This is a genomic window from candidate division WOR-3 bacterium, assembly GCA_016867815.1.
Classification (GTDB): Bacteria; Hydrothermota; Tepidihabitantia; order Tepidihabitantales; family Tepidihabitantaceae; genus UBA2258.
This window is the reverse complement of the sequence record VGIR01000031.1, coordinates 16,692-31,920: the sequence shown is the minus strand read 5'-3', so window position 1 is coordinate 31,920 and position 15,229 is coordinate 16,692. Positions and strand designations below refer to the sequence as shown.

Annotated in this window: 9 protein-coding genes and 1 pseudogene; 2 read left to right on the top strand and 8 right to left on the bottom strand. The window is 59.9% G+C overall.

All coding sequences use genetic code 11. The features are described from left to right. Positions 1 to 1,176: 1,176 nt before the first annotated feature. From FJY68_06530 to FJY68_06510, 5 genes and pseudogenes are all read right to left on the bottom strand, one after another. Positions 1,177 to 2,826: a hypothetical protein gene (locus tag FJY68_06530; GenBank protein ID MBM3331493.1), complete on the bottom strand. Its 1,650-nt coding sequence runs from the start codon at positions 2,824 to 2,826 to the stop codon at positions 1,177 to 1,179. A 118-nt stretch (positions 2,827 to 2,944) separates the two neighbouring features. After that, positions 2,945 to 3,586: a hypothetical protein gene (locus FJY68_06525; protein MBM3331492.1), complete on the bottom strand. Its 642-nt coding sequence runs from the start codon at positions 3,584 to 3,586 to the stop codon at positions 2,945 to 2,947. 60 nt (positions 3,587 to 3,646) lie between these two features. After that, a complete protein-coding gene (locus tag FJY68_06520) occupies positions 3,647 to 4,075 on the bottom strand; it encodes a hypothetical protein (GenBank protein ID MBM3331491.1) in 429 nt (142 codons plus the stop codon). Between the two features lie 858 nt (positions 4,076 to 4,933). Next, positions 4,934 to 7,543 (bottom strand): annotated as a pseudogene (locus FJY68_06515) (SAM-dependent methyltransferase). Between the two features lie 3 nt (positions 7,544 to 7,546). After that, the gene (locus FJY68_06510; GenBank protein MBM3331490.1) at positions 7,547 to 10,927 is read right to left on the bottom strand and encodes an NgoFVII family restriction endonuclease; all 3,381 of its coding nucleotides are present in this window, start codon (positions 10,925 to 10,927) and stop codon (positions 7,547 to 7,549) included. A gap of 628 nt (positions 10,928 to 11,555) precedes the next feature. Here FJY68_06510 and FJY68_06505 point away from each other — a divergent pair. Beyond that, the gene (locus FJY68_06505; protein MBM3331489.1) at positions 11,556 to 12,242 is read left to right on the top strand and encodes an RNA polymerase sigma factor; all 687 of its coding nucleotides are present in this window, start codon (positions 11,556 to 11,558) and stop codon (positions 12,240 to 12,242) included. Positions 12,243 to 12,502: 260 nt separating this feature from the next. Continuing rightward, positions 12,503 to 12,874, top strand: a complete 372-nt coding sequence (locus tag FJY68_06500; GenBank protein ID MBM3331488.1) for a hypothetical protein — start codon at positions 12,503 to 12,505, stop codon at positions 12,872 to 12,874. A 186-nt stretch (positions 12,875 to 13,060) separates the two neighbouring features. Here the strand turns inward: FJY68_06500 and FJY68_06495 are convergent, their stop codons facing one another. The 3 genes from FJY68_06495 to FJY68_06485 form a co-directional block, all read right to left on the bottom strand. Continuing rightward, entirely contained in the window at positions 13,061 to 13,492 is a 432-nt protein-coding gene (locus tag FJY68_06495) for a DUF2752 domain-containing protein (GenBank protein ID MBM3331487.1), read from the bottom strand. Then, positions 13,405 to 13,719 carry a TM2 domain-containing protein gene (locus FJY68_06490; protein MBM3331486.1) on the bottom strand — a complete coding sequence of 105 codons (315 nt, stop codon included), beginning with the start codon at positions 13,717 to 13,719 and terminating at the stop codon, positions 13,405 to 13,407. The genes FJY68_06495 and FJY68_06490 overlap by 88 nt, the downstream gene beginning before the upstream one ends. Before the next feature lie 160 nt (positions 13,720 to 13,879). Then, the gene (locus FJY68_06485; protein ID MBM3331485.1) at positions 13,880 to 15,172 is read right to left on the bottom strand and encodes a hypothetical protein; all 1,293 of its coding nucleotides are present in this window, start codon (positions 15,170 to 15,172) and stop codon (positions 13,880 to 13,882) included. Positions 15,173 to 15,229: the final 57 nt, after the last annotated feature.

Sequence of the window (15,229 nt, the reverse complement as noted above, 5' to 3'; positions counted from 1 at the left end):
CGGTTCCCGCGCTGGACCACGTGATGCGGAACTTCTGCCGCCACCACACGCGCGATTCTCGCCATGCCTCAGTCTACGGCCTCGCCCTCTCGAGGTCAAGAGAATTAAGTATTGTGTCCCCGAAATAGTCCCGGGTCATCCCCCCGGTGACAGAATTGTGGTCTGGATTCGACCTCATACCATATGTTGTGGCAGCCGTATCTGCCTACCGGTCCTGCAATTCTGCATTCTGGATTCTGGTCTCTGAACTCTGGGTTCTCTGGGTTTGTGCGAAGTCCCACGCCACAGCCGATCCTCAAGGGATGGCGGGCCGGCGTCTGAGACAGGTCGGGGAATGGAACGGCAGGCAAGTCGGGAGACTGACCCGGACTCAACCTCGACGGCTGTCTCGGCGGCAGTCCGGGCCGCAAACGCCCGAGTTCACTGCAGAGGAACCCGGACTGCAGACCGGCAAACTGCGTCCCCTGCTCTCCGGCACACAAGCCCTCGAACTCCCGGTCTGGCTCCCCTCCGGACAAGGGACGAAGGACTCCCCGAAACAGTGTCCGAGACAGTCATCCTGTCTCCTGTCTACTCTGTTCTGTATTCTGTCCGGAGGGCCGTCCCCCAGGCGGGGGTGTCATTTCGCCAACCTCAAGCCTAACGCCTGAAGCCTAGAACACATAAGCCCGAACGCCCGCTCCCGCGCGATTCTACAGCGTTGTAGAATCGACGGGCGGAAGAAGCTGGAACCGGACCTCATACAAGCCCCAGCTTCGGCCTGCACGTGGACAAACTCTGCCGTGGCTACTCCAGCGAATCCCTGCGCATCCAGGTCTCCGACGCCATCGAGCGATGGGAGTGCTACGGGTGCAGCGCCGATGTGCTTGCGGCAATCACTGTGCAGATACTCGGGCTGGCAACGCTCTGATGAGGCGAATCCATCTGCATATTCCGTTGAAGAGCAAGGAGGGCATGCGCCCTCCTTGATCATATAGAATACTATGAGCTACTTCGGCGATGGTTCGGGTATAACGGGACGGGATCTGCTGTGGCTGTGGTGAGAGTCTTGGCAGGACGGCTCAGCCGACGGGCTCAACCCAGCTTCCCTAAGCATCCACTGGGGCCACTTCTGCGTATCTTCAGTGGCTCTCACGAACCCTCGCTGGATCCATCCTTTGTCCATCTTCTCCGACACTATTTGCCTCCTTTTCGGCGCGGCCTTTTCCGTAAGTACAGATCAGACATCAGCTTCTTTAGAAGAATAACACACTGCCCCTCTGTGGGCAAGTAGTAAAGCGGGGTAGGACGGAACCGAGGAATCGCCCTCGCACCACTCCATTTCACTGCTAGGCCTTCCTTGGTCTTGCGTTCGATATCCCCGAAATCGAAGACGTCGATGTACCGTCGTGGAGCGACCCCGACAAAGGGCATGAAGTTCACATGGTTTGCCATTTCCTCCGGCGGGTCAAGAACAATCGCGTCATTGTGCAATTCGAGCGCCAAGCTCTTGGGGTAAGGCTGGATGTAGACAACCTTCCTAACTCCAGCCGTCACAATGTGACGTGCACAATCATGGCACGGGAATGTTGTGCAGTAAAGTGTCGCACGATTCACCGGCACACCCCTGCGAGCGGCGTCAAGCAGGGCTGCCATTTCCGCATGTTCGCATCGACCAAACTCGATGACGCCTTGAAGTTGAATGCCCTTCATCCACTCCGGCATGGCGACACCAGGTCCCCCTTCGACGAGCCCTGCCACCACCTCAGCAACCTTCTTGTTGCTCCGAAGCCAACCTTGCTGCGAGAGCAACTGAAGCAACTCAGCGAGTGTGTTCTGCTTCATGCGAGCGCCAACATCCCGGCCCTGGGCGAAATCGCGGTGGTCTTTGTCGCCGTCGCACCAGTACAATCCGCCGCCAGCCCGCGGCACCTCATTGGTGCCAACTGCGACGATATCCCCGTTCGCGTCTGCTATGGCAGCACCCACTTGTCTGGACATCGAGGCGGAACGTAGAGCCGCTGCCTGCGCATGGAACATCGCGTACTCGTCCTTGGTGGGCGAGTGGTACGGATGGCCAAAGATCATCTGGACGTATCGAGCAAGAGATGCTTTCAGCCGTCCGGTGTCGGTCGCACAGACGAAGATGTCTGCCAGCGGGAATGTGTCCCTTACGTTCTGTCCGTACTCAAGGCTCTCGGACTCGTCCCTCTTGTTCAGGCGTTGGGCCGCCTCCATGAAATCCTCTGGGCGGTTCGAGTGGTATGAGTCAGCGATCTTTGTGGCCAAGTCCTTCAGCCGCTTCTCCCTAGTAGAATAGACTCCTATCAAGAAGAAGCCTGCACCATAGACTGATCTGAGGGTCGCAACCTCGACAGGGTGCTTGAGCGAGCTCAGTATGTATGCGCATCCCTCTCTTGGACTCTGGTCATCGCCCGTGATCCTGCATCTTCGATCGCCTATCGCCTCCACGGCGAGTAGAGCCAAGGCATCTCCTCGGCACATCGCCTCCCGAAGATCGTCTCCCGCAGTCATGTGGGCATCGCAGCGTTCGTCCTCGTGTCCATGGTTGGCCAGCTTTGACCAAGGCTCGACCGAGATGTCATGCATCAGCTGACTCAGCTTGATGATCTTCGACTCGTATCCGACGCTTTCCAGTGCTTCAGAGACCGCTGCGCATACGAGGTCCATGTCGGTTCCGACCGCACCAACCGTGGCGAACACGAGCTCTGTTCGGGGAGGGTTTATGGCACCAATCACCATCGCCGGGTTTGGCAGCGCACTCATTGCCAGGTCCTTTGCGTGGGTACCCCCGGTTTGAGGATGGCGATCAGATAATCTAGCCACTACGCGTTCAGTTCTAGCGGAAACTGCTACGGTGTCAAGAGTGGCGTGGCGTCAATCATGCACCCCTCCATTGGCCGTGTCGGGATCGCCTTGCCGACTTCGGACATCAGTCGGATGGTCACTTCGCTAGGCCCGCGACAACCGCGATCTCGTTCAGCGTGCCAACTCTGGCGCCGAGGGCCAGGATGTTCTGGGCGTACTTCGACTCGAAGGTGAATACTGGCTTGCCGAGGGAGATGGCTAGCTCACATAGGCGTTCGGTCTTGCCGCCGGGATCGGCGTAGGCGATGAAAACACGTTCCGCGAACATGACCACGATCTCGTTCCGTCTCTCGGCCATCTGTGCGGACATACGACGCTTGTTCTCTGTGAATGGCGAGAGAATGAAGAGCCGCTTCTCAAGAATCGCTTTCCTGTACTCCGGCTTGAGGCGCATACCTTCAATACTGCGGGCCGGGCACCAAGCAATCGGTCCTTTGCCACGCAGCAGGATGTCGAAGCACTCCTTGTCCATCGGTGCGTGAAAGCCACTAATCACGCCGACCTCTCTGTCCCGAAGCTCCTTCGCCAGGTCGAAGAGCTTCAGAATCAGTTCGCCAGGGCACTTGATGGAACAGAAGAGCCCGAGTCTTGCTTCCATCAACACCCTCGTTGCGCCGATGCAATCTACGCGGTTCTCTCGTACGCCTAGCTCGGCGTCGGCTGGCGAGACCGAGTGCCGAACCCGCAGCAGCTCGTTGTCTCTCGAGCCTTCGCTCATCGCCTACACTGCGCCCACTACGCGGCCCAAGCGATTGACAACGTCACAACTGCGCCGCGGTCATATGTTGCCCGCTCGCAGCAGCCTAGCGAGCGCTGTAAGGTCCTGCCTCTGGAATTTCGCTCGTTCCGGTCTGTTGAATACGAGGTCACCGAACTGCGATTTGGGTGGGAGCAGCCTCAGGAGTTGCTGTTTCGAGAGGTAGTAGAACTCGTCGTCCCTGTTCTCAAGGCGGTAATGAAGGACCAAAAAGTAGTTCTTCCCCTTGCGCCTGACGCGCGTCTTTTGCAGGCCAACTACTCTTGTGTAACTGCCCACGCTCTTGACCTGCACCTCGTAGAACTTGCCGCGTCCCTCTCCGCCAGTTCTGACGATGAGGTCAACGCCTTTGATGTCGATGGTGGGCATGTAGACGTCAAGGCCCCGCCGGACAAGCTCGCCCGCCACTATCAGCTCACTGGCCTTGCCGCCGTACGCTCTAGTGTTCATCTACTCCTCCTCTCCGGCACTGCGGCCCATGCGGTACTTGATGTCGTAGTTGATTATGAAGTCCAATTCCTCGTCCCTAAATCCGTAGTATGGTGCCAGCATCTTGTCAATCTCGTCGATGATAGGTTTCGATGGTCGGAAGTCGAAGTACTGCACTGTAACATTCCCAACGCCCTTGTAGTCGACCGTGCGACGAGTCGAGTTACACTGATAGTCTTTCATTAGCCTGCGTAGGATCTGCGACAGGGAAACGGCAAGCTGCTTGCTGGAGACCGTAGGTACAGGGAAGGCGGAGACTTCGCGTTTGTTGAGGTTTCTGCAGTCAGAATTCGCAATGTTGTACCAGTAGAATGTCGAGGAACTGAGGCACCCCAGACACAGGTCACGTACATCAGCACTCGGAAAGAACATTGTCTTCAGCTCGGACGGGTCCCGTCTCCTGCCACGTCCGTCACGAACCTCGGGTACGAAGTCCAGGAACTGAAAGAAGAAAGATACCTTGCGCGTGTAATAGATATGGTGCCGCCCACTGGAAACGGCTAGTTGTCCAACGGCTAACCTTGTGGACTTCAAGCGGTCTTGGATGGAAGTCTCCAACGTGGTGTGAAACTTCGGCAGCGCACCGTCGAAGAACGATATACGTTTCCTCGCCTCCAGCCCCGCATATGCGGGACGCAGCTGGAAGAGAGCCTGCCTCTCCTCTGTGTACCATTTGGAGTACTTGGATGTGTACACCCGACAAGTAGGGCCAGTTCGCCCAACAAGAGCCAATATGATCTCCAGCCTCTTGTCTACGCCCTCAAAGAGCCTGGCTGGATGAGCATCGCCGGACCAATGGCTGACATGCAATTGCGCACATCTCTCGTAGTACAAAGCCTGGACAGGCTTGAAACCATCCACAGAGAAGCAACTCATCGGAACGATCATGCCTACTCGACCGCCCCTCGCCACCAGATCCGAGGCCCGCTCCAGCAACAGGGCATAGAGGTCACCGCAATCCTTCGTGGCATAGTCCTCCATCCTATACGCAGTAACGTCCACGATTTCAACATACGGCGGGTTGCCGATGATGACTGCGAAGCCGCCGGACTTCATGATACCGAAGAACTCAACGAACCAGTGAAAGGGTTTGCGAGAAAGAAGCCACGAACCGAATTCTGAGTCAGGAGCTATGGGTGATGATGCTGAAGGCGGGAGTCGCTTGACGCCGTATTGGCGGGCGAGGTGCACGTTCAACTCCGCGTTGAGTGCGTCACGCTTCGCGGCAACCTTCTCCTTGTCCCCCTGCGGCACCTTCTGGAACTTGTCGACGTCAAGCTGGCGCTGTCGGAAAACATCGACCTCCTGCTGCCAGTCTTCAAGCCGAAGTCGGATGCTAGCAAGAGCGTCCTGGTCTTCGCCATAGGCTATCCGAGCCTGCCGCTTGGCTTCTTGCGGCACGAACGCGGCCCGTACCCGTGCTTCGGCCGCGTACCCAACCAGCGAGTTACCACATCGGATGTTGAAATCTATGTCAGGCAATGGTTCCATATCTTCGACGCGCTCGACCTGTGCAATGAGCTTGAGGAACAGCCGAAGCTTGCAGATCTCGACTGCCTCATCCATGATGTCCACGCCGAAGAGGTTCCTGACCACGATGGACTTGAGGATGAAGTAGCTCTCGTTCGGGTGTTTGTGGACTTGGGCAAGAACCTGCTTGAAATGCTCATACTTCTTCGGGCTGCGCTTCTCCTGGCAGCATTCAAGGTCCGAGACGAACGCCTGCATTCGCGTCAAGCAGGCAAGATACAGCGGGTACAGGATGTTGAGCGCCGCAAACAGGAAAGCGCCGGAGCCGCAGGTCGGGTCGAGGATGGTGATGTCGCTGAGTGCTTGCCAGAAGGCGCCCAGGAGCTCCGGGTCTTCGCAGCGCTCGATTACGTCCTGCAGGAACTGACGGATGTCCAGATTGTAGGAAATCAGGTCATTGGCCTCGCGGACTCCGTTCTTGGCCAGCTTGTCACGCAGCTCCAGGCACCGTTGCCTTCGGGCTACGTATTCGCGCCAGGTCTCGGTCGGCAGAGTGAGTCTACCAGCAGCTATCACCTGAGGCGGACAATCTGGCGGGAAGTCCTCTCGTGCGTCGCTGAGGAACTTAGCGTCTCCGAGGTTATAGCGCTTGTCGTCCATCCGTGTCTTGGGGTCGAGCATGCCATCTTGGACGAAATCGGGAAGTCGTGATTGGGGAATGACATTACCACCCTCGTCAAACACGCCCCGGCGCACGGGCTCGAAGATGTAGCTGATCGGATCTCCTGCGAGCAGAGCCCAGATTCTGTCGAACTCGGCCTTACTTCGGCACTTTCCCCGGGCAATGTCGAGCAGACGTGGGGCTATGGTGTTCCGGCCGATATACTCCGTGATATCGTCTTGTGTGTAGTACGCGCCCTTGGCTTTCTGTTCGCCAGGCTGGATGGCGTTGATGTACTTCTCGAAGATGTAGCCGAGTACGGCGGGGTTGATTTCGTGGTCAGATTCAATAGCTTTCCGGTCGTCGAGTGTCCAGTCCCATTCCTCAAAGAATCTGAAGACGGCATCAAACGCCGCGTCCGCGATACGGATGTCGCCACACTCGCGTTCTATCTTGTGTTCAAGGAATATCCCGCCGTTCAGGTATGGAACCCGCCTGAGAAGCGCGGCCCGGCTCTGCTTCTTAGGGTCGTCGTCCTTCCGTGCGAGACCGTCAAAGAACAGAGGGCAGAGGAACTCGCGATAGAACGTGTCCTTCTCTCGCTGTTTGCTCTCGGCCAGCCTGGCCTTCAGGTAGCCAGTGTCACCGTCTCCCAAGAAGCCCTTCTTCTGGATGAAGTAGATGAACATCAGCCGGTCTAGCATCACGGACGCATACCAGCGTTGGCAGTGTTCATCCGGAATGCCCTTGAGGAACTTCAGGAACCTGGCGTGCTCGTCCTTGAACTGGTCGTAGAACCTCTTTGTGACCTTGCCGGCGTATGCCCCGGAAGCCGCGAATCGCCCCAATACGTCCAGGGTCGTAAGCCATTCCTCTTCTTCAAGCGTGAAGACCACCGCCTCCAGGCGCTGCAGCAGAGCTTCGCCAGTCTGGCCGGTGTGAAGATGTTGTTCACGTCTCACCACCGGCATTCCCGCCGAACGCCTGACCCACTGCCAGACCTGGAGCGTTTTGGCGGAGTCCGCGTAGATAATGACGTGTTCGCGCGCATAGCGGGTGACGCGGCCATCTATTCTGCACCGCGCGGCGTAATCAGGGAACGCGCAGCCTTCTGGGATTTCGCACACGAGCGCTTTGACACCGCGCTTGTCCGCCACCATGTCGAGCTGATAGTCCTGTCCATCCACCTGAACGGAAATGGGCGCACTGACCTGGTCCCAGCCGAGACACTGCGTGAAGAGCCCGGGGAAGTCAAAGGACCTTAAGTAAGACCGTGCCCGCGCTCTGTCCAGCTTCACTGCCTATGCCTTTGGTCTTAGACCGAGCGAGCAGATGATGCGCGGCTCAACCGGTTCGCCGTCTTGAGGAACCAGGCAGAGCTTGTCCTGTTCCCAGAGCGACACCGCGAGCTTCGCCATGTCCTCGTCCGGCGCGTCGATGCGCAGCAGTCGATTGAGCGCGTCGATGGCAGCTTGTCTCAATGGGTAGTGCATTATCGCGTCGATCGTCCGGGCCAGCGCTTCGGTGTGGAGCAGCGTGCCCTTCACTCCTGCCGCGTAGCGGGTCAGACGGTCATAGGTACGGTGACGAGCACTTGAAGGCTTACCGAGTTGACCGCCGGCGGTGCGCTCTTCCTTCATCAGCAACTCCACGCCCTTGCGCACCAGTTCGTGGTGGTTCTCGGCGCGAAGAAGGGCCGGCTCTTGAGGCGGACACTGCGCGGCCTTGAGGATGACATGCTGGGACTCGGACGCGCTGTCGCCGGTCTGGTTCATCCAGGCCAGCGCGTCATAGTCATCCTCGGTCTTCATGTAGACCAGAACCCCGGCTGGGCCGCCCTGCGACTTGTCATGGGCCTTGGCGGAGAAGACAACCGGCGGCAGTTCTGTCACCAGCTTCTCAAGCTTGGGGTCCTGCTTGATTGCGTTCTGCCAGATCTGAAACGCCTGTGATGCCAAGTCCACTTCCGAGTCCTTTTCGTCGTCGTAGATGCCAGCCTTCTCGGTAAACAGGTCGCGAACCGACTGGTCATCCTTGTCGTCATCGAAGAATGCTTCATCAGTGCCTACGACCTCGCGGTTCTCGTCCAGACGCTGGCGGACCCTGGCCCGCAGCCGGAGGATCTTCTCAACGCCGTCGGCAGGAAGGAAGGAACAACAGGGGATCGTCTCTGCGTGCTGGCCGATGCGGTCAACGCGGCCCGCCCGCTGGACCAGTCTGATGATGGCCCATGGGAGGTCGAAGTTCACAACGACATGGCAGTCCTGAAGGTTCTGGCCCTCGGACAGAACGTCGGTAGCGATGAGGACGCGGAGTTCGTCGGAGGGCGCGACGTTGTCTCGTCTATCGTTGCTCACCGGACTGAAGCGCCATGCCAACGCAGTCGGGTCGTCGGATTGGCCTGTAGCCCCTGCGAGTGCCTTGATTCCGCGCGCAGAGAGTTCCCGGGTGACGTAATCCACCGTGTCGGCGAACTGCGAGAAAACGAGAACCTTCTCCGTAGGATGGTCTTTCTTTAGTAGTTGCTCCAGACGGGCCAGTTTGGCGTCGTGGGTCGGGTCCCATTTGCCGCAACGCTTCAGCACGCCCATGAGTGCGTCGGCATCCGCCTTCACGTCCTCCGCGAGCGTCTTGCCGAAGAGGGAAGGACGAAGCCAGCGGAACCGCCTGCCGCCGCGAATCTGGTATTCGCCGTACACAGAAGCCGCTTGCTTCCGATAGTCAGCTTCGCTTGTGAGCGTCGCGGCCTCGTCGCCAGCGCTGTCTGGTGACCGCCCATTATCGTTCTCATCGATTTCCAGAACTTCCCCATCTGCGTCGTTCTTTCTGGTATCGAGCAGGTCTGAATCCTGCGTGCCGATGGGCAGGTCGAGCCCATTGGCGATGGCGTGCAGGTAGACGTAGTTACGCAGAATGTGGCGCCGGACCGAAAGCTCAAATGACGCGCCACTCGATTCCAGCCGCTTGAACATTCCGGTCCGGCAGAAGCCCATGAGCCGCTTGCCGGCCCGACTCAAATCGTCTATGACCTTCGCTTCGGCCGGGGTCGGCGGCTTGTGCGGGTCGGGCTTCAGGTAGTTACCAAGGCCGTAGCGGGGCAGGAACAAATGGTTGATGGTGTCTACGACGTCGTCGGAGAACATCCGTGCATACTGGTCGCCTGAGTTCTTGTCGGTGACCGGGAACTTGAGCGTCTTTGGCACGCGCGTCGGAAACGGGGCCTTCGATCCGTCTTCGAGGGATAGATACTTGCGGCCAGTCTCTGAGTCAGTCTGCGCGTAGTTGTCCTTGATGAAACTGCGCGTGCGCCTGACCATGTAGAGGCGCATCAGTTCACGCCAGTCGTCGGCCTCGTGGCTGTACGAGAACGCCTCAAGCGACCGCGGCGGGCACTGGTGCCGGTGAGCGAACTCGGGCTCCCCGATCTGACGAATGTACTCCTCCGGACGGATGCCGATGTCCTTCTCGGGCGCGACGAAGAGCCGAAGCTGGCTGTATAGGTCGTCAAAGGATTTGTTGTAAGGCGTGGCGGTCAGGAGCACGACCCGGCTGTCGTTGCGCTCGATGTAGTCGCGAACCGCCCCGAAGGTCTTGCCTTCACCGCTGCGTAGGTTGTGGCTCTCGTCGATGACGACCAGCCGATAGCGTTTGGTGTCGGGCAACTTCTTGATGGCAACGCTGAGCGGCAGAACCTTGCCGATGAGGCCGTAATCCTCGCGGTAGCTTTCCCACATTCGTTCCAGGTTCTTGGGGCAGATGATGAGCGTTTCGAGGTTGTATGGGTCCTCTTGGAAGATGCGCGCGACAGCCGACGCCATCAGGGTCTTGCCAAGTCCGACCACGTCTGCGATTACCACGCCGCGGCGCTTGTTCAGGTGATGGGCCGCGATCTTCACGGCGGCAACCTGGAAGGCAAAGAGCTTGTCACCGAATATCTTCGGCAGCCGGAAGTCGCGAAGTCCGACGCGCGCCTCTTCTGAGAGATGGTACGCCATCTTCAGGTAGATGTTGTACGGTGGTATCGAATCCTCGCGCGCCCAGCTCAGCTCGATGATCTCGAGAAGTTCGCTGGATATGTCGATGCACCAATGGTCGTTCCAGCGGTCACTGAACCACTGGGCGAGTTTGGCCGTGGCGTCATGCTCCATGACGTCTACATTCAGTTCGCCCTGCTTCGACAGCCCGGCCATTGTCAGGTTGCTGCTACCAAGGAAACCGACGCGCGGGTTCACGGGGTCAGGTCGGAACAATAAGTACAGCTTGGCGTGAAGCGGATTGGCGAGGAACAGCTTGACCACGACCTTCTTGGCCCGAATCTGACCTGCCAGACGGCGTAGCCCCGCCTCATCTGCGTTGGTGGGCGCACCGACGGCTAGCTGGTCACGGAACTCCTGGGCAAGAACCTTGCGCAGGCGCTGCGCGGTCCGATTGTCGAGCAGCCCGTTGCGGCCCACAAGGCTCAGCGCAGCACGCAACTCCTCGTTCTCGTGTTGGGGCATGCCCACGAGAAGGCGACAGCAATGACCCTCGCCACCGGACCATCGCTCAATGCAGCGATCAATCTGCTTCCATCCCCGAAGGTTGAAGTAGCCGACGCAGAAGTCAGCGCGTTCGGAGACGGCCAGAGTGTCGCACAGGGCGGTTACAAGCGGCTGCTCGATGTTGTCGAAGATGCGAGGCATCAGAATTGCCCCAACCTACTGAATGGAGGAAAGACCCGGCCAAACATGCCGAGAGTTATAGCACAAAAGGCCCGAGGGTCAAGGTGCGGCGCTGCCTGGGTCCCAGAAGTCAGGAATAGCAGTCGCTCGGATCTCGCCACAAGTACGTGGGTTAGCCTCCTGGAAACGCAGCTATGCCCCCAAAACGCAGGAACGGACTATTGTGCTGTGGGGCGGCGCTGGTGATTCCACTTCGGCCAGACCTATCTCGAGGCCGACGTGGGTGCAAGGGACCATAGCCTCGTGACTTGGCGCGATGAGGTGCCGACGGATCCGAAGGAGGCTCAAGATTTCCCTGTGAATCGGGTCGACTTTGTCGTATACTATGGTGACCTCGAGAGAGGTGTGTGCAGCAGCTTTGTGACGTGAACATTCCTTTACCCTCTCGAAGTCAGTCGTCCGCAGAGATGCGGTGACAAAGAAAGGATGGCGTCGGGGCCGCCTATGGTCGGCCTCGGGCCGAGCCCTGCTGACCCCAGAAATGGAATGCAGGGATGGATAGCCGAAGCCTGTCGGACGGCAGGCCCCCGCAGGTAACGGCTTAGCTGCAAACTCGTACCTACAAGGTACGCGCAGCCCGAAGGAACGCATGGCCTGCCCTCTACATGAGGAGGTGCGTTCTATGGCAGCAACGCCAAGAGAACTCGGCATCCGTGAAAGGGTGCTGGAGGAACTGAGTCGTGAGTACGACTCTCTACGAAGAAGGGTCGTATCATATCTATGCCGCAAGTTCAGACTGGACCTAGTCAAGGCCCAAGATCAGGCGGACGAGGCCATGGAGCAAGCTGTGGCACACGCGGACCAGTACGACGAAGCCAGACCTCTGCTTGCATGGCTGTGTGGGATAGCCCATCATCTTCATGTCGATCATCTAAAGTCAGCCGAGTACCGCAGCGCGACCGCGAACACGGACGACTTGGAGGATCTGCTCGCAGGACCCAAGAACAGAGAGCCCGTAGAAACCTACCGATTGAAGCGGCTTGCGGATGTGTTTCAGAAGGCATTCGGTCAACTGCCCACACTTCAGAGTCGCGCCATGGAGGTCCGATATGTGTTTGGCTACGAGCGCAAAGATGCGGCCAAGACCTTGAATGTCACCGTGCGCCAACTGGACGAGGCCGTGCGTCGGGCCAAGCTCTCTCTGCGAAAGAACCACGAACTGTGGGAGGAGTACCATGGGTGTGACCACCCGACCGGTGGCGCGGAGACCCACCAGGAAGGAACTCGCCGCAATGAACGAGTTCTGCGACGCGCATCAAGCAGGAAATGCCCTTGACCTAGACGCCTTCCTGGCCCGTCACCCGCGGATGGCGCGCAGGCTTCGTCCCGTCTTGGAAGGATACTTGATGTTTGAGGATTTGAAGCCGCTACTGAAGCAGCGCTAGAGGACGAGAATACTGTCGCGCCCCGGCCACGCGGCCGGGGTTTTCTTTCAACTGTAAACTTGACGCCCCTTCTCGTATAACATAGCGAAGGGGCTTGAATGAGTTCAGGCCTCACGAATCAGAAAGGTCCGAGGTTGGAAAGGAGGGTCTCATGATAGACCCAAGCAAACGGATCGCCAACTGGGATGCGAAGTACGATACGACTCGCATCAAGGCGACCCTCGACGTCAAGCGGCCGGCCATGCTGCAGAGCGTGTCGGCAATCTACCCGATGATCGCGGCGATGGAGCTGCAGGTGAAGCAGGTCTGCGATGGAGCGGGTGTGTCCGTAATCACCTATCCGTTCTATCTCTGCTTCGGCCGGGAGATGTGGGCGCTTTCGCGCAAGGACATCTCGGGCGAGTCGCTGGCGAAGGAAGCGGCCATCCTGGTCGCTAAGTGGAAGGCTCGCGGCCTGACCGAGGCGGTGCTGCAGGCCATCCGCACCGACGTCTTCAACGTCGTCGCGCCGGTAGCGCCGTAACCGGCTCGGTTGGGAAGGAAGAGGCCGGCGGGCTCGTGCCCGCCGGCCGTTTCTTCTTCTGCCCTGTCTGCCGTCTACTTCTGCAAGACCACCTTCTCGGTAGCCCGATAGTCGCCGGCATTCAGCCGGACGAAGTAGACGCCATGGGCCAGCTCCCGGCTGCGGTCTTCGCGTCTCCGTCGACCGTTAGCGGCCTGGCAACGCTGCGCGCCGGAGGCGAGCGAACAGGAGGGCGAGAAGGACCGGCCCGGTGAGCAGGCAGTTCGGGTTGTGCCTGAGCGCCGGCCCCAGCGCGCCGTGGAACAAATGGACCAGTGCCCGCAGGCTGCCGCAGGCAGGACAGAATCCGAAGATGTGCCGGTTCAGGCAAACCGACGGCAGCCGCTCTACCAACGCTGGCGGCACTGTGACCAGGGCGATGACCGCCGACAGCAGCAAGACCGCCTGCCAGAAGATTCCCGGTCTGGAAAACCGCAGTTCTGCCTTCTGCACTCGGACCTCTGATTCCTGACTTCGTCTGCTCCCGGACACTACTTCCTGTGTAGCTTCTTCCCCTTCGCGTCCTTCAAACCATCCGTGGCTATCAGAATGACGTCCACCAGCCACCAGATGCCGCACCCGCCGCCGGTCAGCAACTTCAGGACGCCCAGGCCGATGTACCCCATGTAGAACCGGTCCACGCCGAGCTGTCCGAGGAATATCGACAGCAGCAGGGCAGTAAGCCAGTCTTTGCTGTCGTCGGCCACGACCGGTGCCGTCACGGGCTGTGGTGCCGGGTTCACGGCGCAACCCGGGCAGGTTGTCGTGCCTTCCGGAAGCTCTTTGCCGCACTTCTCACAAGTCATTCGGTCTCCCTTCGGTTGGCCGATTGTAGAATAGAACGGGAAGGTGGTCAAGTGGTCCAGTGTCCCAGTGCGAGCGAGCAGGGATCCAGAGAGCGAGTGCCCGGATGGCCGACAGGAATCTGTGCCATCTGCGTGGTCTGTGGGTAGTCCTCTCCGGCGGTCAGCGGAAGCTGACGTTAAAGCCGGGAGGCTGCGCGGGCGGGCGGGCAGGCGTTTCTTCCTGCCAGAACAACGGTTGGGTCGCGGAGCCGTATACCCGCCTCTGGGAGCCAGGCAGCGTATCCGGCTCCACCACGTCCCTTTCAATGCAGGCAAGCGTGCCCCGGCCAACGGCTATGACCGCGCGCCGGAGATCCCCGCCGTCGACAATCGAGGTGTCGCGTACGGTCCAGACGAAGTCGTCCAGCCCGAGACCGAGGCTCTGCAATCGCAGTCCCAACTCCGCCTGCGATTCGAGCCAGGTCCGGCGCGCAACTGCCGTGCTCAGCCGTGGCAAGGCGACCGAGTCCGGGTACACCGTGAGCCACGTCGCTGGCAGGCTGAACATCCGGTACCAGGGGTCGCCCGGCCGGCGCGGCCCCGACCTGCCGAGGGCAGACCGCCAGTCAATCGTCTGCGCCGGGTAGCGTTCGGCAAACCGCCTTGCCAGTTCCTCGTTGCCGGGCCGCTGCCCCTTCGGGTAGACGACGTACCAGTACTCCGCGAAGAACTGGCCCGCGGACTGGACCAGGCCTCCGTCCCGCTGCGACTCGTAGAACACGAAGTAGCGCGACGACCCGACCCGAGGCCTCTGCAGGTCGCTCCCGCCGAAGGCGATGCTCAGCAGCCGGAGCAGCGCGGTGTCACGTCCCAGCGCGCAGCCCTGGATGCGGAAGTCGGTCCGGCAATCCACCACGCTGTCGGCCAGCGGCCGCAGATCGCCGGAGGCAATCGCCAGCCTGACGGCCGTCAGGTCGGTTCGGCCCTGGCCCTCGCGCACCGGCACCGAAAGCCCGCCCCATTCGTATGAGTGGGAGACGATGTTGACCACACCCCACGGCCCGCCCGCGGGCCGGTGATTCTCAAGATAGTCGCGCACATCGGCGAGGCAACGCAGGTTACGCTCCATCTCTTCCGTGCGCGCGCCGGGGTCGCTGGCGTAGTAGTCAGCCGCCGCCTGGTAGAATCGATTGTCCGGACTGCGGTCCTCACCCATGATGAACGTGACGCCCTCGCGCGCCCCCGGCGGGGCCGCGGCCAGCGCCGCCTGCTCGCGCGAGAACTCGAGCAGCCGCTGCAGGTAGTCGGCGATTACCGCATCGGTGGCGCACGCCAGGTACCGCCTGACTTGCTCCGGCCGCATCGCCTCAAGCCTTGCCCGGTATCCCGCGTCAACCAGGTGTGTTTCGTCGAGCCGATGCGTTCGGAACCGTCGCTCCTTCAGCACGCGCGGGAGTGCCCGCCATCCGGCCACGAGCGCCACAACGGCCAGTGCGAGGAAGACAAGCTTCCCCGCACTGGGCCGAAGGAG